Here is a 20,616-nt window from a genome sequence, read left to right as displayed (position 1 = left end):
TGCACTCGGAGGCCACAAAATCACGCGCCGGCAGCCGGAGGTGCGGGAAGACGAACCGTGAAAACTGTTCCCTGGCCCGCAGCGCTCCGAAGCGTGATGGTGCCGCGGTGCGCCTCCACAATGTTCTTGCTGATGACCAGGCCAAGCCCGATGCCGGGAATGGCGGCCTTGCGGCTCGTCCCCGAGCGGAAGAACTTGGTAAAGACCTCAGACTGCTCGGCAGTGTTCATCCCGATGCCGGTATCCGAAACTTGGAACGAAACGCTCCCGCTCGAAGCCCACGCGCTCACCGTGACGCGGCCGCCGTCGGGCGAATATTTCACGGCGTTGGAGAGGAGGTTGTCGATGACCTGGCCGATTCGCTGCGGATCCAGGACAACGGGCATGCTGGACGGGAAGTCGGCAATGAGCTTGACCTTGTTGATTTCGGCCCTGGGGGCCGCGGAGGTCATGGCGCCGCGCAGGAGCTCGGCCAGGTCGGCAGGACGCTGTTCAATGCTGCTGGGTCCCGCCGCGGCCGAAAGCAGGTCAGAGACCAGTTCTAGCAGCTTTTCCGAATTGCGCAGCGCGACCCTCAGGGATGACGCCACGTGTGCCGGAATCTCCGCTTCGTCTTCCAGCGCCAGATCGAGGTAGCCCATGATCGAGGTGAGCGGCGTACGCAGCTCGTGCGAGACGTTGGCCACGAAGTCTTCTTTGGCCGCGACGGCGTTGACCAGTCCGGTGACGTCGCTGAAGGCGAGGACGGAGCCGCAGAATCCGCCTTGGCGCTGCACGGAACGAGCCGTAACACTGAACGCACGCTGCTGGTCCCCGGCGCCAAACCACACCAGCTGGTCGGAAAAGGACTGGCCCGCCACTGCTCGCCGGACGGGACGCTGTTCCGGCGGCAGCGGGGTGACGCGGTCCGGCCCGAAGATGAGCAGTTCGCACTCATTGGCTTCGGTGAGGCCCGGCGGCAGGGCGCGGCGGTGGATGAAGCGCTGCCGGGAATTGGTGAGGACCACGAAGCCGTCCTCATCGACAACGGAGACGCCAACCTCCACCGTGTCCAGCACCGTTTGCAGCAGCGACTCCTTGCGCCGGCTCTCGGCCAGGCTCTCCTGGAGGACGCGGTCCTTTTCGCGCAGCGCCTGCTGCTTTTCCTGCACGTCTGCTTCTGCGCTGGCCCGGGCCGCCTCGGCCTTCTCCGCAGTATGAAGGGCTCCGACAAGCTCGCGTTCGTAGAGGCGGCGCTCATGGGCGTTGAAGACCACAATGCGGTCGAGGGCCGGACGGGATCCCTCAGCGGGCTTGCGGGCAGCCGAGAGCAGGGCAGGCAGGCGGGCTCCGTCCGCGTTGATGAAATCCACGGCAAGTTCGGCCAGCGAATGGCCGATGCCGAGCTGCGGCAGCGCATGCGTGGAATACACGATCCGGTCCCCAACAGGGAGCAGGGCCAGCAGGCTGGTTCCGAGCAGCTCGCTGCGGGAGCGGCCGATCCACCGGGCGAATGTGTCGTTGGCCTCGGCGATCGTCCCGTCCTCGAGGGTCACGAGGTAGCCCGACGGCGAGTGGTGGAACAGCTCCTGATAGTCCAGGTCCACCGCGGGTGCGCTCAACGCGGGGCCTTGGAAGGGGGTGGTCACGCTGCTGGAACCGGGAAAAGAGGGCGCGGAGACAGGTAGGCCAGAATGGCCTCGGCGGTCTCGTCCGGAGCGCTCACATGGGGCAGATGGCCGGTCGCTTTCAGCTGGACCAACGTGCTCGCCGGCATCCTTTCCCGGGTATAGGCGCCGATGTGCGGAGGTGCCAGCAGGTCATTGGAGCACTGCAGGATCAGGGTGGGAACCTGCACCTCAGCCAGCTGGTCACGGACATCGGAACGGAAGGAGACCCGGGCGAACCCCCGGGCAACAGCCGGATCGAGGCGGCAGAAGCTGCCTTCGAGTTCGCTGTGCAGTTCGGGGCTGTCCGGGTTGCCCATGATCATCGGCGCCATGGCCGCTGCCCACACAATGTAGTTCGAATCGAGGGAGACAAGCAGTTCGTCGATATCCGCCTCGGAAAAGCCTCCCGTATACCCGTCGCCGGGGCGGTCCATGTAGCTGGGCGAGGAAGCCACGAGGACGAGCCGGGAAAAGCGCGAAGGCTCGGAGGCTGCTGCTGCCACCGCCATCATCGCGCCGACGCTGTGCCCCACGAAGGTCACGTCCTGCAGGTCGAGAACGTCGCAGATTTCGAGCAGGTCGCTGACATAGCCGTCCAAGGTGGCGTACTTGGCCGGGTCATAGGCGTTCAGGTCCGAGCCGCCGGAACCCACGTGGTCGAACACCACTACCCGGAACTGGTCCGTGAAGTACGGAATCATCCGGTGCCACATGCCCTGGTCGCATCCGAAACCGTGGGCAAACATCACCACCGGACCCGCTGCGTTGCCAAGAATCTGGACATTATTGCGCGTCGAAACGTCAGTCGTCATGAGGGCGGCGGCCTTTGTACTGGAGCAGCGTGTGGGGAAGTGGTGCAAAAGTGAACTGTACCGGCATCACGTCCGCCCGACAGGCATACCAGCGGCTGCGACACGCAGGAAAACCAAGCCGCCTGAGTATTCGGTTGGCTAGCCGGCCGCAAACCGAAGTTCTGCCGCTCCGCCGTTGAACTGCGTTGTCCCGATCAGGCGCATCCGCCCGGTGGGAGCCGCGACCGGCAGCAGGGGCCGGCCCCGTCCCAGCGCAACAGGCATATAGGTGATCCAGAGCTCGTCCAGCAGTCCGGCGTCGGCAAACTGTGCGGCGACATTTCCTCCGCCCACCACCCAAACGTTCCCTCCGCCGGCCAGGGCCGTGGCCAGCTCCAGGACGGGCTGAATGTTGCCCTGAACGAAGCTGACGCCGGTTTCAGCGGGCGCAACAAGCTCCCGGTGCGTCAGGACAAGGCACGGAAGCCTCCCGTAGTCCCAGGCGTCCGGCTGCTCGGCGCGGATCCAGTCATAGGTTTCGGATCCCATGACGATCGCCCCAACGCCGGCCATGAAGCGGTCGTAGTGGTCCTGGAACGATTCGAAGCCGAATCCCAGCAGCCAGTCGAGCTGGTTGTCTTCGGTGGCAATGTAGCCATCCAGTGATGACGCCACGTAATAGATGACTTTTGCCATGGATCGAGCATAGGTTCCGGGGCAGCCCGGGCGTTAGGATGCACCCGTCCAGACTGGCGCGATGTGGCAAATGGGGCAGGGGTTTGCCGGGCACTGCTGTAAATAGATGCATATGCATGTAGCCTTGGCGCAGGCGGCCGAAGGGAATGGACATCATGAGCAACGTCGAGAGTGCACCGGCAGAGGTGGAATGTGCGGCTCGTCCCGCAGGGCCCGGCGTCGAAATCCATGTTCCCCGGGATGTGCCGCTGGGCGGCCCGCGCGCCATGCCCGTGCGCCGCACACTGCCGCAGCGCAGCCGGAGCCTGATCGGCGCCTGGTGCTTCGTGGATCATTATGGGCCGGACGACGTCGCGCGAACCGGCGGGATGGTGGTGCCGCCGCACCCGCACACAGGCCTGCAGACAGTCAGCTGGCTGTTCACCGGGGAAATCGAACACCGTGACAGCTCCGGAGCGCACGCCATGGTCCGCCCCGGGGAAGTCAACCTGATGACTGCCGGACGCGGGATTGCGCACTCCGAAGTCTCCACGCCGGCCACTGGGATCCTGCACGGCGTCCAGCTCTGGATTGCCCTTCCGGACCGGGCCCGCGGAACGGAACCGCGGTTTGAACACTATGCCCCGGAGCCTGTGACCGGCCCCGGCTGGCAGCTGCGCGTCTTCGTAGGGGACCTGGCCGGATCGTCCTCCCCGGTGCGCATGCATTCGCCCATCGTCGGTGCCGAGCTGCTGCTGGAACCCGGAACCACACTGGAACTCGAGGCCGATCCGCGCTTCGAATACGGGGTACTGGCAGACGGGACGGATCTGGAGTTCCAGGGCACCGCCGTCGCGCCCGGTGAGCTGGCGTACCGTGCCCCGGGAGCTGCGGCGCTGCGGATCACGGCACCGCCGGGCAGTCCGGTGCGTGCTGTCCTGATCGGCGGGGAGCCGCTGGGCGAGACCATCGTCATGTGGTGGAACTTCATTGGCCGCAGCCATGAGGAAATCGTGCAGTACCGCCGCGATTGGCAGCAGCACATCGGTGCCGAGGCGCATCCCGGCGCTGAACCGGCCACCCGGTTCTCCGCGGTTCCCAACGATCCCCTGCCCCCGCTTCCCGCGCCGGTCCTGCCCGGCGTCCGGCTCCGCCCGCGCAGCTAACCGAGTCCGCGCAGCTAACCGAGTCCGCGCAGCTAACCGAAAGGCACTCCATGCATCTCCAGGACAATCCCGCGCAGCAGCGCTACGAAATCATCGACGACGACGGCGGTGTGGTTGCCGGGTTCGCCGCCTACCGGAACCGGGAGGGCCGCCGGGTCTTTACCCACACCGAGGTGTCCGAGGCCTACGCGGGGTTGGGGCTGGCGGGCGAACTCGCGCGCTACGCGATCGAGCACGTACGCGATGCCGGCCTGCGGATTATTCCGCTGTGCCCCTTTATTGCGAAATGGCTCAAGCGGCATCCTGAATACGGGGAGATCGTGGACTGGCCCCAGGCTGCGGCGGATGCGGAACGTGCGGAGGCGGGTACGGCATGAGCGGTACAAAGGTATTCATCGACAAGCAGCACCGCGCGGTCTATTCGGCGCTCGCCTCCACCGCGGCTGCCGTACGGGCCGCGGCAGCGGAAGCCGGGCTCGGCCGGATCGTGATGGAACTCGTCAACCTCCGCGTCTCCCAGCTCAACGGCTGCGCCTATTGCCTGGACCTGCATACCCGCCAGGCACTGGAAGAAGGTGAGACTCCGCAGCGCCTCGCCGTCCTGCCCGCCTGGCGGGACACCGCGGTTTTCGACGACACAGAACGTGCCGCCCTGGGACTGGCTGAAGCGCTGACGCACCTGCCCGACGGGGAGCAGCGCGGGGAAATCTTCGAGAAGTACCAGGCCCTGCTGAGCCCCGAGCAGTTTTCGGTCCTGAGCTGGGCAATCGTCACGATGAACGCCTTCAACCGGGTTTCCATCATCAGCGGACACCCGGTCAAGCCCCGCTGAGCCGGCAGATGCCGGCGCAGCGGGACTGTTCCCCAGCTGGCCGCTAGAACGGGTAGCTGGCGATTTCCGGGCGCATGGTCAGCCACTGCGTCTCGGTAAAGGCCTCGATGTTCGCAGCTGCGCCGCCGAAGCGGGAACCGGTACCGGAAGCGCCCATTCCTCCGAACGGTGAGTTGGCCTCGTCGGAGACGGTCTGCTCGTTGATGTGGACCTTGCCGGATACCACCCGGTCGGCGACCTCCATCGCCATTCCCACGTCACCCAGCACGCCTACAGAAAGACCGTACTCTGAGGCATTGGCCAGCTCGATGGCTTCGTCGATGGTGGAGAAACCCATCACCGGAGCCACCGGTCCGAAGATCTCCTCCGTCCAGGCGGGGTTGTCCGGAGTCACGCCGGTCAGCACAGTGGGCTGGTAGAAGAGGTTCTCGTAGGTTCCGCCGGCAGCGACCTCGGCGCCGGCGTCCTTCGCAGCCCGGACCAAGCGGTCGATGTTGTCCCGCTGCCGCTCGTCGATGATCGGGCCCAGGGCCACCTGCCCGGTGCACGGATCCCCGACGGGAAGGGCCTTGGCCTTGGCGCTGAGCCGCTCAACGTACTCTTCGAGCAGCGATTCGTGGACCAGATGGCGTCCGGTGGTCATGCAGATCTGGCCCTGGTGCATGAAGGAACCGAAGGCTCCGGCCGACGCCGCCAAGTCCAGGTCCGCGCCCGGGAGGACGATCAGGGCGTTGTTCCCGCCGAGCTCCAGGTGCGCACGCTTGAGCAGCCGCCCGGCCGTTTCACCGACCTTGCGGCCGGCCGCCGTCGAGCCGGTGAAGGAGACAATCCGCACTTCGGGTGCCTCAACCAGTGCCTGGCCGACGTCGGCACCGCCGGGGAGGAGCTGCAGCAGGCCTGCCGGCAGGCCGGCTTCTTCAAATACCCGCATGATCGAGACGCCGCCGGAGATGCTCGTGCGGGGGTCGGGTTTCAGCAGCACGGCGTTGCCCAGGGCCAGAGCCGGGGCCACGGACCGGATGGAGAGGATCAGCGGAAAGTTGAACGGGGAAATGACCGAGACGACGCCGGCTGCCCGGCGCCGGGCGAAGGACCAGCGCTCTTCGTTGCTGGTCAGGACGTCTCCGGCAGGGTGCGCCGGAAGGGCAGCGGCTTCGTAGCATTCGTTCGCGGCGATGTGGGTTTCCAGTCCGGCCTTGGCGGCGATGGCACCCGTTTCGCGGATGATCCAGCCCTGGATTTCCTCGGCGTGGTCTTCGAAAAGCAACCCCGCCCGCCGGAGCACGGCAGCGCGTTCTTCCGGCTTTTTCCTTGCCCATTCCTGCTGGGCGGCAGCTGCACGGGAAGCCGCACTGAGCGCGTCGGCACGGTTGGCGGCGCCCACCGACCCGAGGACGTTGCCGGTGGCGGGTTCGATGGCATCAAGGACGCCTGCGGACCCGGCGGTCCAGGAATCGGTGTAGATCTTGCCGTGCCAGATGGAAGTGGCGAGGAGGGTCATTGCTGCTCCTAAATTCGGAAGGGGAAGGGGTCAAAATGATGGATGCTGGAGGCCAACCGGATGCGGAGGGCCTGTTCTCTTTGTCCGGTGCCTGTTCGGGGTCGGGGCTTAGGCTGTGGTTCCTGTGCTTTGCGGGGCCTCGCTGGTTTCAGCAGACGGTGTAGTAGCCGGTGCTGCCGGAGCAGGGCGTACGGCCCGGGTTTTACGGCGCTGCACCAGTGTGGCGGCAGAGACGGCGATGAGCAGGGCGACACCGTTGAAGACGTTGGTAACCCAGGTTTTGGCACCGAGAATCACGAGGCCGTTGGCACCGACTGCCAGCAGGTACACGCCCGCCACGGTTCCCCACACGTTGAAGTAGCCCGCCCGGATGGCAGTGGCTCCGAGGAAGGCAGCCGCGTAGGCCGGCAGCAGGAACTCCGGTCCTAGGTCCGGTGTCGCGTTGCCGGCGCGGGAAGCCTGCAGCGTTCCGGCGAGTCCGCCGAGCAGGCCGGCGCCAATGAAAGCGGCAGCCAGGTAGCGCTTGGTGCGTACGCCGGAGAGTTCGGCGGCGTCACGGCCCATGCCGGTCGCCCGCAGGTACCGCCCAAACGGAGTGCGTTCCAGGATGAACCAGAGCGCCAGTGCCGCGGCCAGGAAATAGAAGATGACAACCTGCAGGCCGCCCGGAAGCCGGATACCGGTCAGCGCGGAGAACGCGTCGGAGGAGTGGGTGATGAGCGTGGAATTGGTCAGCAGCAGGTTCAGGCCGGCGAGGATGGTGGCCATGCCCAGCGTCGCAATGAAGGCATTGACTCCTACGACAATCGTCATGAAGGCATTGATGGCACCGATGAGCATGCCCAGGGTCAGGGTGGCGAGCATGATCAGGGGCAGCGGCAGGCCGTTCCCGGCGAGCACTATGCCGGTAATGGTGCAGATGCCCAGGTTGGCCCCCACGGACAGGTCGAATTCACCGGCTGCCAGGGGCAGGATCACGGCGAGCGCCAGGATGCCGGGCACCGCCTGGTCGGCCAGGATCTGGCGGAAGTTGCCCGACGTTGCGAAGGTATCGGGCATGAGCGCCGAGAATACAACGATCATCAGGACGAGGAAGACCACGATGCCGTAGTTCTTCATCAGGGCGCCGGGGCTGAAGCGGAGGTTCACTGTAGGGGCTCCTTGGAGGAATGTTCGTGGGTAGGAGGAAGGGCGGCCATCACGCCGGGGCGCCTGTCTGGCAGGCCAGGGCGACCGCGTCTTCGGTGATGTCGCTGCCGGAGAGTTCGGCGGCAATGCGCCCGCGGTCCAGGACGACGACGCGGTCGGCCAGGCCGACGAAATCGTCATAGTCGGTGCTTGCGACCAGGACTGCCACCCCTTCGTCGGCAAGTTCCTTCAGGAGCCGGCTGATCTCCTGGCGGGCCAGGGCATCCACGCCCTGGGACGGTTCATCAAGCAGCAGCATCAGCGGCGAGCCGCTGGCGGCCCGCGCGACGACGACCTTCTGCTGGTTTCCGCCGGAGAGGCTGCGGACCGGGGCGGCCAGGGACGCTGTCTTGACCAGGAAGCGCTTGGCAAGGTCCTGCGCTGCGGCCTTCTCGGCGGCACGGTTGATTATCGGTCCGCGGGTATAACTGCCCAGCCGTCCCAGCGTCAGGTTCTCCCCGACGCCCAGGTCCAGGACAACGCCGTCCCGCCGGCGGTTTTGCGGGACGCAGGCGACGCCGGCCGTGATGGCAGCGGCTGCAGAGCCGGGAGCATAGGGCTTGCCCGCCACTGTCATGGTTCCCGCCGACGGCTGCTGCACGCCTGCGAGGAGCCGCACCAGTTCGCTGCGGCCGCAGCCCACGAGGCCGGTAATACCCAGGATTTCCCCGGCACGGACGTCCAGGTCCACTCCGTCCAGCCGCGGTCCGCTCAGGCCACGGGTACGCAGCAGCACGGCGCCTTCGCGTTCTTCCGCCGGACGGATTGCGGGCGCTTCAAGCTCGCGGCCAATGACCAGCGAGACGATCGCTGCGGCGTCGCGCTCGCCCAAAGGCTCCTGGGCAACCAGCCGTCCGTCGCGCAGCACGGCAACGTGGTCCGCGATTCGCCGCACTTCCTCGATCCGGTGGCTCACATAGACAGCGGTTCCGCCATGGCTGCGCAGCATGTCCAGCAGCGCCAGCACCCGGTCAGCCTCGTGGGCGGGCAGCGAAGCCGTAGGTTCGTCCAGGATCAGGATGTTGCGGCGAAGCGCATCGACGTCGGCGCCGCCGGTGCCGGCGTCGTCCCCTGCTTCATTCCCGGAGCGGTGCTGGAAGGCGCGCGCGATGCCGACCATCGTGCGGACGGAAGGGGAAAGATCCCCGACGAGCCGTCCGGGATGCTCGTCAATGCCGAGGAGTTCCAGGGTGGATGCCACATGGGCGTGCTCCCTGCGCAGTTTCACGCGGGACAGGGAGCTGCGGGCAAAGAAGCCGTCGGACAGGGCGAAGTTATCCGCGATCGTCAGGGCATCCACGAGCCCCAGGTCCTGGTGCAGGAAGCGGAGCCCGGCCGCGTGGGCGGCACCGGGTGTAAGCGGCAGCGCCAGGTCCTGGTTCCGGACCGACAGTGATCCGCCCGGGTCAGGCGTGTAGACGCCGGCAAGGATCTTGATCAGCGTCGACTTGCCGGAACCGTTCATGCCCAGCAGCGCCGTGATGGCACCGGCCGGTATGTCCAGGCTGACGTCGTCGAGGGCCAGTTGTCCCGTGAAGGTCTTGCTGATGCCGCGGATGCTCAGGGCAACGGGCTGCTCCATGGATGCTCCTGGAAGTCGGGGAGGGGGTGAATGGGTGCGGCCGGCCCCGGAAAGGGCCGGCCGCGGTGGGTGCCGCGGGATCTATCCCGCGTTCTCCCACATCTTGGTGAAGGATGACTTCCAGTCGGAGTCACCGGTCCACGGGAGTTCGGGCAGCGTGTCTGCCACAACCAGACGCTTGGGCATCTCGATGATCTGGTGGCCGCTGGCACCGTTGGCGAACAGCTTGTTCATCTCGTGCACGGAGAGGTAGCCGGTGTGCTCCATGGGCTTGATGACGTCGGCAAACTGGCTCTTGCCGTCCTTGATCAGCGCCAGGTTGGCAGAGTTGCCGTCGTAGGAAACCATTTTGATCGTGTCGCCGTTGGCACTGCGTGCCACGGTTGCCTGGCTTGAGACCACAGCAGCTCCGGTGTGGGTCCAGATGTAGTTGATGTTCGGGTTCGCCGTCAGGGTCGCCTGGATCTGCGGCGGCAGGCCCGACTGCAGCTGGGACATCTGGGTCTCGAGGGTTTCAACGATCTCGCAGCCCGGGCAGAGCTCGGGAAGCCACTTGGTGAACGCCTCGGTCCGGGCGGTGATGGAGGGGAAAGCCGGATCCGTGGTGACGAGGATCTTGGCCTCTCCGTTGCTGTCGTTGGCAATGGCGGCGGCCATCATCTTGCCGGAGACGTCTTCGTCCGGGACAACTTCGACGTCGAAGCGGTCATCGGCCGGGGACATGCTGTTGACCAGGAAGATCCCGGCGTCGCGGGCCTGCTGCAGGGCGCCTTCGATCTGGTCGCCGACTGCCGCGGTGAAAATAATGCCGTCAGCGTCGAGCTGGATTGCCTGCTCGACCGCCTGGCGTGCCTTTTCCGGGTTGCCTGCGGGGTCGATCATGCGGGTCTCCCAGCCGAGGGAACCGGCAGCTTCCATAGCTGCATCCGCACCGCGGGCACAGGCCTCGGACGAATAGGTGCAGGGGATCACGACGATGCTCTTCCCCTTGGCGATGGGAGCTGATTCCGTGGGCACCTCTTCTTCGAGGGGCTTCTGGAAGTCGGCGAGCATGGTCTCAAGGGCCGCAGTATCCACTGCAGCGGAACCGGCCGTGGCTTCGGAGGTGGAAGCGGCGTCGCCGGAGCCGCCGCAGGCGGCGAGGGAAAGAGCCAGCGCGGGAACTGCGAGCAGTCCCAGCAGGTGGCGGGAAGAGGTTTTCATGGTGTCGGGAGCCTTTCGGAATGACACTGGGTGTGATGTAGATCCCACTGTGTCCGCGGCTCAGGCTTCGGCTGAAGGCATTGTCCGGATCAGGCAAGCCGATGTCCGGAACCGGCAAGGGCGCCGGCTTCGGCAGGTTTCCCGGTAGCCGGGACCATCCCGGTGTGGCAGCTAGGCTGGCCCGGCATCGGGGGAGGCCGGGGGAAACTGCCGCGCTTCCCGGGGTGTGCAGCCGTACTGGTGGCGGAAAGTGCGGGAGAAGTGCGCGGCGGAGACGAACCCGACCGAAGCCGCCACTTCGGTGATGGATGCGGCGGCGAGGCCGGGAACCGCCAGGAGCTCACGGGCACGGGCCAGCCGGCTTTCCAAAACGTACTTCGCCGGTGTGGTTCCAGCGTCAGTGAAGACCCGGGTCAGGTGCCGTTCGCTGATGCCGACGGCTCGTGCCACCCGTGCCAGCGACAGGTCCGGGCTGCCCAGATTGGCCCGGATGTAGTCGCGTGCGGCGGCCAGATAGGCCAGGGACGGCGCCGCTCCGGGATCGCCCGTGACGAGGGAAAACAGCTCCAGGACATTCGTTTCGAGTTCGGCGGAATCCGCGACCGGGTTCCGGAAGGCACCGAGCACCGCGGTGGCGGTGGCCGCAGCGTGCGTGGCGGCGGGAGAACCTGCGATGTGCAGCACGCGGGGCTTGAAATAGTCTTCGCGGACCTCCAGTTCCCGCAGGACAGCGCGGGGGACCTCCACGATGACCTGCCGCATGTCCGTGGAAAAACCGTACATAAAGGGACGGTTGGCGTCGTAGACAACGGCTTCGCCGGCGGTCAGGGTCTCACACCCGGCATCGTGGTAGAAAAATGCCTTCCCTTCGAGCAGCAGGCAGAGCATTACCGCGTCCACTGGATTCCTGCGGATGTTCTCCGGTGCCCGTTCGATCACATGGTCGTTGCCGCTGATGTGGGTCAGGCGGATCCGGGGCAGCTCGAGGTTCGTCTGGGTGGCCAGCAGGCTCCGCTCGGAGAGCGTGCTGCACCGCAGTCCGAAGAGGGCCTGCTCGTTGTACTCCTCCCAGAGGTCCAGCCGCTGAGCCAGTGGTGCCTGGGCTGTGGAGAAGCGGCTGGTGCGGCAGTCTCCGGCAGGGGCACGGTGAACTGGTCCGCCGTGGGTCAGCGGTGTGGAAACAGGCATGGCCGGCACCTCCAGGCAGGTGTCATGGTTCCGGATTGGGCAGTGCCTCCAGAGTAAGCCACATGTGACGGGTGCCACTCACTGTGACTAGCCGCGGGGGCGTCCGGGCTTTTACGCCGCAGGACTCAATGGAATAGTGGTGCCTAACCGTAAGCATGCTGATTGCAGGAGGCTTCCATGGGAGAACGGCTCGTCGCTGATGTCATTGTTGACCGGCTCCAGGCCTGGGGGGTGCAGCGCATCTTCGGCTACAGCGGAGACGGAATCAACACGGTCCTTGGGGCCCTCCGGCGCGCAGGGGCACCGCGGTTCGTGCAGGTGCGGCATGAGGAGAACGCCGCTTTCATGGCTGTTGGGCACGCCAAGTACACCGGCGGGGTGGGCGTCATGCTCTCCACCCAGGGCCCCGGTGCCGTGCACCTGCTCAACGGGCTCTATGACGCAAAGATGGACAGCGTTCCCGTGGTCGCCATCATCGGCCAGCAGTCCCGGACGGTCCTGGGCTCTGCGTACATGCAGGAAATCGACCTGCTGAACCTCACCCGCGACGTCGCGTCGTCGTTCCGCCAGCAGGTCAACAGTCCCGAGCAGATACCGCTGGTGCTGGACCGGGCGTTCAAGTCCGCGCTCGCGGACCGGGGACCCGCCGTCGTCATCATCCCGCATGATGTCCAGCAGGCGCCTGCGCCGGAGCTGGAGCACGAACACGGCATCATCACCACCGCTCCCGTCTGGAGCCCGCCCAACCTGGTGCCGGGGCAGGCAGACCTGGAAGCCGCAGCAGCGGTGATCAACGACGGCGCCCGGGTCGCCTTCCTGGTCGGTCAGGGTGCGCGCGAAGCCTGGCCGCAGGTCAAGGCACTGGCAGAGAAAATCGGCGCCGGCATCACCACGTCCCTGATGGGGAAGCCCTATGTCGATGAGTCGCATCCGCTGGCCGCAGGCGTGATGGGGCATCTGGGCACCAGCGCCAGCGGCGTCGTGATGGGGGAGTGCGACACCCTGCTGATCGTGGGCTCGAATGACCCGTGGACGGAGTTCTATCCGCCGCCCGGGGCCGCGCGGGCCGTCCAGATCGACATCGACGCTGCGGCGATCGGCAACCGGTATCCGGTGGAAGCCGCGGTCACGGGAGAGGCGGCCGCCAGCCTTGAGTCGCTGCTGCCGCTGGTGGAGCCACGCCCGGAATCAGCGTGGCGGACCCGGGTCGAAGGGGCTGTCCAGGACTGGCACCGGCTCGCGGCCGAGCGCGCCGGAACCCCCGCCCGGCCGGTGAACCCGGAACTCGCCGTGCGTGAGCTCAGCGGCCGGCTGCCCGGCAACGCGCAGGTGGCCGTCGACGTCGGCAGCGTTGTGTACTGGTACGCGCGGCAGCTGCGCCTTCCCGCGGGAGTCCCGGCACACCTCTCCAGCACCCTTGCCAGCATGGGCTGCTCCATCCCGTACGGGCTGGCGGCGAAACTGGCAGACCCGGAGCGTCCGGTCATTGCACTGTCCGGTGACGGTGCCATGCAAATGGCCGGTGTGGCGGAGCTGATCACTGTCAGCAGGCTGTGGCCGGACTGGGCGGATCCGCGCTTCGTGGTGATGGTGCTCAATAACGGCGAACTCGCCGAGGTCACCTGGGAACAGCGTGAGATGGAAGGGGATCCCCGGTTCGACCAGAGCCAGGCGCTGCCGGACTTCTCCTACGCGCGGTACGCCGAGCTGCTCGGCCTGCAGGGGATCCGGGTGGATGATCCCGCGAAGATCGGGGCCGCGTGGGATGCGGCGCTGGACGCGGACCGGCCGGTGCTGATCGAAGTGATGTCCGATCCGGACGTTCCCCTGCTGCCCCCGTTCCCCGGAGGAAAGGAACAGGGCCAGTCGATGATGGACGCACTGGTGAAGGAGGGGCCCGCCACACAGCACGCCCGCGAGCTTCTTGAGACCTACCTGGGCCAGGAAGAAGACCTAGTCCCGTAGCTCCTCAGGAGGAAGGACAGGGGTGAACCGCACCGACGTGCCCGGCCGAAGCTGGGCAGCCAGGTCCAGGTCCGCCTGCACGACGACGCCGATCACGGGATACCCGCCCGTCACCGGAGCATCGGCAAGGAAGAGGATCGGCAGGCCCGAGGGAGGGATCTGGACCGCGCCGGGCAGCACAGCTTCGCTCTCCAGTTCCCCGGAACGCCGCCCGGTCAGCGGCTCACCGGAGAATCGGATGCCGACGCGGTTCGAGTCCTGCGCCGCCGTCCAGGTCCGGGAGGCGAACCCGTCCAGTCCTGCGGCGTCGAACCAGTCCTCACGCGGCCCGGGAATGTAGCGCAGCTGGACGTCCGTCTCCGTCCCCGCCCCGGCCTCCGTCCCCGGCAGCGGCGGAGCGGGCTCGGGCAGGCCGACGGCGGTTCCGGGTTCCGGCCCCACACCGAGTCCGCGTCCTGCCGTGAGTGGCTCCGGTCCCAGGCCCGCCAGTGTGTCCGTCGACTGGCTGCCCAGCACCGGCTCTCCGGCCAGGCCGCCGCGGACGGCGAGGTAAGTGCGCAGCCCGGCGGCCGGCGGGCCCAGCGAAAGGACCTCGTCAGCCCGCAGCAGGAAGGGAGCATCGAACGGAGCCGGACGCTCCGGCCTGTCAGCGGCCTGCAGCGCCAGTGGAGTTGAGGCTCCGGTGGCGGCAACGACCAGATCCCGCTCTGCCCGGAGCCGCAGCCCGCCGAACAGGACTTCCAGGCCGGCGGCTCCGGCAGGATTGCCCACCATCCGGTTCGCGCGGACCAGGGCGGAGCGGTCGGCAGCGCCGGAGCGGCCGACGCCAACATGGCTGTAGCCGGGCCTGCCCAGGTCCTGGATGGTGGATTGCGGGCCCGGATCAAGAACGACGGCGGCGGGCGGCGGGCCGGGATTCCCGGCGACGGTGTGTTCCCCCGGTATGGTGCGTTCCACGGATATGGGCGCAGCTGCCGTGTGCAGGGCTGCGGCAGGGCGCTGCCGGAGGGCAAGCTGCTCGCGCACCGGCCGGAACCGTACCGTCGCTCCCGGACAGATCAGGGCGGGTTGCTCACGCTCAAGATCCCACAGCGGCGCCGACGTCCGGCCAATCAGCTGCCAACCGCCCGGGGACGAGCCGGGGTACGCGGCGGAGTAAGCGCCGGCAAGTGCAACGGCTCCGGCCGGGACGGCGGTTCGCGGCTCGGCCCGCCGGGGGACGTCCAGCCGCGGGTCGCCTCCGGTCAGGTACGCGAAGCCCGGAGCGAACCCGCAGAAGGCAGCGGTCCAGACGGCGGCGCTGTGTGCCTCGGCGACGGCATCGGCGGACCCGAGGCCGGTGAGGCGGGCAACCTCAGCCAGGTCCTCGCCGTCGTACACGGTGTCCAGTTCCACCAGCCCCGCCTGGCCGGCACGGTCGGCGGCACGGAGCTCCAGCTCGGCAAGCAGGCCTGCCGCCTGCCGGGCGTGCGCCGGGGTTGCCAGGCGGACCAGCACGGTGCAGGCCGCCGGAACAAGCCCGGTCTGCCCGGGAAGCGGGTCTGCCTGCAGGCGGGAGTGCAAGGCAGCGGCCCCTGCGGGTCCGGCGAGCTCCACCAGCAGTGCCCGTTCCCCGGCCCGCCGCACGAACAGGACCGGGGAGGAGATCCCGGGTTCAGATGAAGCTGGCAACATCGACGCCGTTTTCTTCCAGGGCAACCCGGACGGCCCGGCCCATGGCTACCGCCCCGGGGGTGTCACCGTGGACACAGATGCTCTCGGCGGCGACATCGATGACGGTGCCGTCCACGGCCTGGATCTTGCCGTCCAGCGCGAGCCGCAGGACATGGTCGGTGATTTCGCCGAGGTCTTGGAGCACGGCTCCGGGAACCGTCCTGGAGACCAGCGTGCCGTCAGGGGTGTAGGCGCGGTCCGCAAACACTTCGGCAATGGTGCGCAATCCGGCCTCGGCGGCCAGACGTTCAACCACGGAGCCCGGGAGGACCACCAGCGGCAGGCCGGGATCCACTGCGCCGACCGCGTCGATCACGGCGCCGGCCTGGCGCGGGTCCACGGCGATGGTGTTGTAGAGGGCGCCGTGCGGCTTGACGTAGCTGACCCTCGTCCCGGCCGCCAGGGCCAGGGACTGCAGCGCGCCGATCTGGTAGATGATCTCTCCGGTCAGCTCAGCCGGCTCCACGTCCAGGGCACGCCGTCCGAAACCCGAGAGGTCGCGGTAGCCGGGATGGGCGCCGACGGCGGTCCCGGCCCCGGCGGCAGCGATGCAGGCCGCGTACATGGTGCCGGCGTCCCCCGCGTGGAAACCGCAGGCGACGTTCACACTGGAAACGGCGCCGATCATTGCCATGTCATCCCCAAGGGACCAGCGGCCAAAAGATTCCCCGACGTCGGCATTCAGGTCGATCGTGGCCATGTCGGTTTCCTTTGTCGAAGAAGCTGGAGCTCCCCAGCTTTCCGTTTTCGCCGGTTATGTTCAACATCTTTGCGCTTCCTGACGATTGTGTCCGCGGCAGCGAAAAAGATGTTGAACATAGCGTCCCCCGGGCAGGCGGCGTTATGTTCAACATCTTTACCGGCTGCGGGCTATTGGCGTGCAGGTGCCCCCAGTTCCGCCGGCTCGTCATCGTTGAAGTACGCCGATTCCGAATGGGCCGCAAGGTCGATGCCCTTCAGCTCATGTTCCTCCGGAACGCGAAGGCCCATCACCAGGTCCAGGGCCTTGGCAATCGCCCAGGTAAGGATGAAGGAGTAGGCCAGCACCGCGACGGTCGCAACCGCCTGGATCCCCAGCTGGCTCCATCCGCCGCCGTAGAAGACTCCACTGACCCCGTTCGGGGCGGCATCCGTGGCGAAGAAGCCGATCAGGAGGGTGCCGATGATGCCGCCCACCAGGTGCACGCCCACGACGTCGAGGGAATCGTCATATCCCAGGCGGAACTTCCACTCGATGGCGAGGGAACAGACCAGCCCGGCGATGGCGCCGATGGCCACGGCTCCGAGCGGACTGACGGCCCCGCAGGCCGGAGTGATGGCCACGAGCCCGGCGATCAGCCCGGAGGCAGCACCCAGGGTGGAGGACCGGCCAAGGCGCAGCCGCTCCATGAGGGCCCACCCCAGCAGGCCGGCGGCAGCAGCCACGGCCGTATTCAGGAAGACGACGGCGGCAGTGTGTCCTGCGCTTAGGGCGGAGCCGGCGTTGAAGCCGTACCACCCCACCCACAGCAGGCTGGCGCCCAGGATCACGAGCGGACGGTTGTGCGGCCGGCTGACCACCTGCGGCCAGCCCCGGCTCCGGCCCAGGACCAGCGCCAGCGCCAGTGCCGCAACACCTGCGTTCATATGGACGGCGGTACCGCCGGCGAAGTCAATGGCTCCGAGCATGTTGGCGATCCACCCGCCCACCACGGTGCCGTCCTCATTGTCGAAGGCGAAGACCCAGTGCGCGACCGGAAAGTAGACCAGTGCAGCCCAGAGACCGGCGAAAACCATCCAGGCCCCGAACTTCATCCGGCCCGCTGCTGCCCCTGCCACCAGGGCAGTAGTGACGCAGGCGAACATCAGCTGGAAGACGGCAAAGAGGGCTCCCGGAAGCGCAGCCGCCGGATCTTCGGTGAGAAGCTGCTCCAGTCCGAAGAACTCCACCGGGTTCCCCAGCAGGCCCAGGGAGCCGAGCGAGTTGCCGAAAGCCGCGGAGTATCCGAAAAGCACCCAGAGGATGGCAACCAGGCTCGCGCTGCCGAAACACATCATCATCATGTTCAGGATCCGCCGCGACCCCACCATTCCGCCGTAGAAGAAGGCAATTCCGGGAATCATCAGGCAGACGAGCGCGGCGCTGGCGAGCAGCCAGGCGGTGTTTCCAGAGTCCATGTGCGGCTCCATTCCGGGACGGACCAGCCGCATGGGCTGGTCGGGAACTGGTGTTTGCGCGAGACCTGTGCAGCCGCGTTCCCAGGTGTCCGTCCGGTGGAAGCGCGCCGCCCTCCAAGAGTAGGAGCCGGCGTGTTACAGGGGGCAGCGCCTGCAGGTTAGGTCCGTGTTAACAGCTGCTGTGAGGCCGCTGGACGTTGCCTGAAGGCACTAGTAACTCACGTCGGCGGCCAACAACCCGAAGGACAGCGCGAACCACCCCCAGCCGGCCAATGCCAGCAGGATAAGGACGCGGCCGGCGAGAGCGGCTGCCCCGGGACGGAGACGGATGGCCTCGATGACCCAGGCACCGGCCGGAACTACTGCCGCCAGGGCCATGGCCTGGAGCAGCTGCAGGACACGCAGCGGAGCGTCCGGAACGTCCCGGTAAGACGCTATGGAGACCAGGACGGCTATCCAGCCGGCTGCAGCGGCCAGCCCTGCTCCTACACCAGCCCCGGTCAGAATGCCGCTGAGACGCCGAGGCGAAGCGCCGGGAATGCGGTGCCGGCGATGGAGGGCATAGCGGAGCGGCCAGGCGATGACAGTCAGCGCCAAAACCCCCAGGCAACCGGTGAGCAGCGGAAGTACCACCCTGGCGTCCTGCCACGCGGCTACCGGAAGAAGCGCGAAAGCGGAGCTGAACCTTATGGCCTCGACACGGCCGTCCGGCGCATGGGCAGCCAGGATCTCCTGGCCATCAGCCTGCCGCCACACCCAGGGCCCTATTTCTTCGTACACTGCCGGAGCGAAGCCAGCGGGGTCCGGGGAAGCGAGCAGGGTGCCGTCCGGCTGGGCAGTCAACACAGTCTGGCCCGTCAGGCTGATCAGCCCGGCAAAGGAGCTGAACGGAGCCCGGGATTGCTGGTAGACGCCGGCTATTGTTTCAGCCCGATGGAAGGCGTCACCGGAGGCAGGGGAAGGCGTGTCCGTGCCCTCGGAGGGAACAGTTCCTGAGTTCTCCAAACCGCCGGGGCCGCCGGGCAGATAGCGGTCAGCGAAACCTTCCGTCAGGGCCTGCCGCAGAGCAGTTGGATCGCTGGGCGAACGGCCATTCCCGTTGAAGGCGACAAAGATGCCCAGACCGGCGTCGGGATACAGCCGCATGGCGGTGTGAAAGACCTGGCTGTCGCCGTCGTGGCCCAGGGCGCGGTGGCCGCTGCGGCTGTGGTCGAAAAACCCCAGAGTCATACGCGGTTCCAGGCTGTCCCCATCCGTGAGTCCGGGCGAGAGCATCTGTGCCAGGGTCGCAGGGCGCAGCACCCGTTCAGGCTGTGGTCCAGCGCCCAGGAGAGCCAGCATAAATCGGCCCATGTCGGTGGCCGTTCCCGAGGCGGCACCTGCGGGAGCCGCGGCCACGTACTCAAAGGGGAGGGGCGGTCCGGCTTCATCCGGATATCCGAAGGCCAAACGGTCAGCCAGGTGCGGCGGCAGCGGCTGCGCGAAGCTGGTGGAGTCCATATCCAGGGGGTCAAAGATGTGCTGCTCAACGTAGTCTGCGAACGGCTGGTCAGCAGTACGTTCGACGATGTAACCGGCCAGGGCATTGCCGTAATTGGAGTATGCGGGCACCGTGCCGGGCCGGAATACCTGTGCCGGGGGATCGATGGCCACGGTGTCCCGCAGCGGCGGAGCAGCATCCGGGGAGACGAGCCCGCGGATACGCTCCTCGAAGCCGGCGGTATGCGTCAGCAGATGCCGAAGGGTCACCTCGCCCTTGGGCTGCGGCAGATCGAAGTCCAGGTACGCGGAGATGCCTGTGTCAAGATTCAACTCGCCGCGCTCGACCAGCTGCATCACCGCCGTGGCGGTGATGGTCTTGGACACTGAAGCGATCCGGAAAAGCGTGTCTTCGGCAGCCGCTGCCTTCCCCGGGGTGCCGGTCTGCGCCTGACCGTAGCCCCGGGCGGCGATGACCTCGTCCCCCGCGACCACGGAAATGACAGCGCCCGGAATTCCCGTCGAATCGAGGGCACCGGGCACTAGGCCGTCCAGCCACTGCCCGACGTCCTGCCCGGTGACCTGCGCAGGAGCTGGTGCTGAAGGCAGCTGTGCAGCCGGGGAAGCCTGCGCAGCGCCGCTTCCAGCGGCGGTCAGGGCCAGCAGCGCGGCAGCGAGAATCCGGAGACGCGTTCGGCCGGCGGTTGTAGGAGCCATCCCAGAAGTATGCGTGGACCATGCGGCTGATGAGGCTTCCGGGGCTGATGTTACGGTGTGTCCGGTCGCGCCTGGTTCCCGGAAGAGTTGCCGCTAGGCGGCGCGCACGCTGCCGCGGCCGAAGGTGATGGCCCGCACCAGCTGCACGATTCCCAGCACGACCAGGAAGATTCCACCGAAGATGACCAGTGCGGCCAGGGACTCGACCGGCAGGAACAGCACCACGACTCCGGCAATGATGCTCAGCACCCCGAAGGTTATGGCGTACCAGCGCGACCCTCCGGTTTCGATCTCCGTCAGCGCCATGATCCCCTCGATGATCCACGCAATTCCCACCACCATGCCAAGCACCTCGAGTGAGGACAGCGGATTCCGGATGGCAGCGATGCCGAGGATGAAGAGCAGCACCCCCAAAATGATGTTCAGTACCCGCAGGCCGGATGACATGGGGGCGGTGATTCCGCTGACGACGCGCACTATGCCCGAAATGAGGAAGTACAGGCCAAAGAAAAAGGCGATGACGGACAGTGTGGCCTGGGGCCAAAAGAGGATCAGCAGTCCGATGACGAGTGCAACACCGCCTGCTATGCCGAAGCCGGTCCGCACCGCCGATATGGTCCGTGAGGAGAGCTCGCTGGTGTCGAGGGAGAGTCCTCCCCAGCCGTAAGCGCTTCCGTGGGTCATGGACATGGTCCTGCCTCCCGAGATCTCGGAATCCGTCCCCAAGCTCTTTGGATTATCCTCCGGCGGTGAGCACCAAACCAGTGGGGAGGACGCCTCGGTGCCGCTGGAAAAGGAATACCTGCGTCG

At 67.0% G+C, this 20,616-nt stretch carries 17 protein-coding genes; 4 read left to right on the top strand and 13 right to left on the bottom strand.

The features are described from left to right. Window positions 1-20: 20 nt before the first annotated feature. The 3 genes from NF551_RS14825 to NF551_RS14815 form a co-directional block, all read right to left on the bottom strand. Window positions 21-1,601: a PAS domain-containing sensor histidine kinase gene (locus tag NF551_RS14825; protein ID WP_227895848.1), complete on the bottom strand. Its 1,581-nt coding sequence runs from the start codon at window positions 1,599-1,601 to the stop codon at window positions 21-23. Window positions 1,602-1,624: 23 nt separating this feature from the next. After that, entirely contained in the window at window positions 1,625-2,461 is an 837-nt protein-coding gene (locus NF551_RS14820) for an alpha/beta fold hydrolase (RefSeq protein ID WP_227895847.1), read from the bottom strand. A 138-nt stretch (window positions 2,462-2,599) separates the two neighbouring features. Continuing rightward, on the bottom strand, window positions 2,600-3,136 hold the full coding sequence (locus NF551_RS14815; protein ID WP_227895846.1) for a dihydrofolate reductase family protein: 537 nt from the start codon (window positions 3,134-3,136) through the stop codon (window positions 2,600-2,602). 155 nt (window positions 3,137-3,291) lie between these two features. On the opposite strand from NF551_RS14815, the gene NF551_RS14810 reads away from it, so the two are divergent. Genes NF551_RS14810 through NF551_RS14800 form a run of 3 tightly spaced genes read left to right on the top strand, consistent with a single transcriptional unit; the run spans window position 3,292 to window position 5,113 of the window. Then, window positions 3,292-4,281 (top strand): pirin family protein, encoded by a 990-nt coding sequence (locus tag NF551_RS14810; RefSeq protein ID WP_227895845.1) that lies wholly within the window; start codon window positions 3,292-3,294, stop codon window positions 4,279-4,281. A 50-nt stretch (window positions 4,282-4,331) separates the two neighbouring features. Continuing rightward, window positions 4,332-4,658: a GNAT family N-acetyltransferase gene (locus NF551_RS14805; RefSeq protein ID WP_227895844.1), complete on the top strand. Its 327-nt coding sequence runs from the start codon at window positions 4,332-4,334 to the stop codon at window positions 4,656-4,658. Next, the gene (locus NF551_RS14800; protein WP_227895843.1) at window positions 4,655-5,113 is read left to right on the top strand and encodes a carboxymuconolactone decarboxylase family protein; all 459 of its coding nucleotides are present in this window, start codon (window positions 4,655-4,657) and stop codon (window positions 5,111-5,113) included. The genes NF551_RS14805 and NF551_RS14800 overlap by 4 nt, the downstream gene beginning before the upstream one ends. Window positions 5,114-5,156: 43 nt before the next feature. On the opposite strand, the gene NF551_RS14795 is transcribed toward NF551_RS14800, so the two are convergent. The 5 genes from NF551_RS14795 to NF551_RS14775 all read right to left on the bottom strand — a co-directional run bounded on the left by NF551_RS14795 (window position 5,157) and on the right by NF551_RS14775 (window position 11,775). After that, complete coding sequence (locus NF551_RS14795) at window positions 5,157-6,614, bottom strand: benzaldehyde dehydrogenase (protein ID WP_227895842.1); 1,458 nt, start codon at window positions 6,612-6,614, stop codon at window positions 5,157-5,159. Window positions 6,615-6,722: 108 nt separating this feature from the next. Continuing rightward, the gene (locus tag NF551_RS14790; protein ID WP_227895841.1) at window positions 6,723-7,763 is read right to left on the bottom strand and encodes an ABC transporter permease; all 1,041 of its coding nucleotides are present in this window, start codon (window positions 7,761-7,763) and stop codon (window positions 6,723-6,725) included. A 49-nt stretch (window positions 7,764-7,812) separates the two neighbouring features. Beyond that, window positions 7,813-9,384, bottom strand: coding sequence for a sugar ABC transporter ATP-binding protein (locus NF551_RS14785; RefSeq protein ID WP_227895840.1), 1,572 nt, complete (start codon window positions 9,382-9,384; stop codon window positions 7,813-7,815). Window positions 9,385-9,465: 81 nt separating this feature from the next. Further along, on the bottom strand, window positions 9,466-10,587 hold the full coding sequence (locus NF551_RS14780; protein WP_227895839.1) for a sugar ABC transporter substrate-binding protein: 1,122 nt from the start codon (window positions 10,585-10,587) through the stop codon (window positions 9,466-9,468). A gap of 171 nt (window positions 10,588-10,758) precedes the next feature. Next, window positions 10,759-11,775: an AraC family transcriptional regulator gene (locus NF551_RS14775; protein ID WP_227895838.1), complete on the bottom strand. Its 1,017-nt coding sequence runs from the start codon at window positions 11,773-11,775 to the stop codon at window positions 10,759-10,761. 177 nt (window positions 11,776-11,952) lie between these two features. Here NF551_RS14775 and NF551_RS14770 point away from each other — a divergent pair, with 177 nt between their 5' ends. Beyond that, window positions 11,953-13,740 carry a thiamine pyrophosphate-requiring protein gene (locus NF551_RS14770; protein ID WP_227895837.1) on the top strand — a complete coding sequence of 596 codons (1,788 nt, stop codon included), beginning with the start codon at window positions 11,953-11,955 and terminating at the stop codon, window positions 13,738-13,740. Here the strand turns inward: NF551_RS14770 and NF551_RS14765 are convergent. From NF551_RS14765 to NF551_RS14745, 5 genes are all read right to left on the bottom strand, one after another. Then, the gene (locus tag NF551_RS14765) at window positions 13,729-15,414 is read right to left on the bottom strand and encodes a 5-oxoprolinase subunit B/C family protein (protein WP_227895836.1); all 1,686 of its coding nucleotides are present in this window, start codon (window positions 15,412-15,414) and stop codon (window positions 13,729-13,731) included. The genes NF551_RS14770 and NF551_RS14765 overlap by 12 nt on opposite strands. Continuing rightward, a complete protein-coding gene (locus NF551_RS14760) occupies window positions 15,395-16,153 on the bottom strand; it encodes a LamB/YcsF family protein (RefSeq protein WP_227895835.1) in 759 nt (252 codons plus the stop codon). The genes NF551_RS14765 and NF551_RS14760 overlap by 20 nt, the downstream gene beginning before the upstream one ends. Before the next feature lie 170 nt (window positions 16,154-16,323). Next, complete coding sequence (locus tag NF551_RS14755; protein WP_227895834.1) at window positions 16,324-17,610, bottom strand: ammonium transporter; 1,287 nt, start codon at window positions 17,608-17,610, stop codon at window positions 16,324-16,326. Window positions 17,611-17,820: 210 nt separating this feature from the next. After that, window positions 17,821-19,806, bottom strand: coding sequence for a serine hydrolase domain-containing protein (locus NF551_RS14750; protein WP_227895833.1), 1,986 nt, complete (start codon window positions 19,804-19,806; stop codon window positions 17,821-17,823). A gap of 93 nt (window positions 19,807-19,899) precedes the next feature. Next, window positions 19,900-20,490: an HdeD family acid-resistance protein gene (locus tag NF551_RS14745; protein WP_227895832.1), complete on the bottom strand. Its 591-nt coding sequence runs from the start codon at window positions 20,488-20,490 to the stop codon at window positions 19,900-19,902. Window positions 20,491-20,616 lie beyond the last annotated feature (126 nt).

The sequence above is a fragment of the Arthrobacter caoxuetaonis genome (assembly GCF_023921125.1).
In the GTDB taxonomy this organism is placed as follows: domain Bacteria; phylum Actinomycetota; class Actinomycetes; order Actinomycetales; family Micrococcaceae; genus Arthrobacter_B; species Arthrobacter_B caoxuetaonis.
This window is presented reverse-complemented; position numbering and strand designations above follow the sequence as displayed.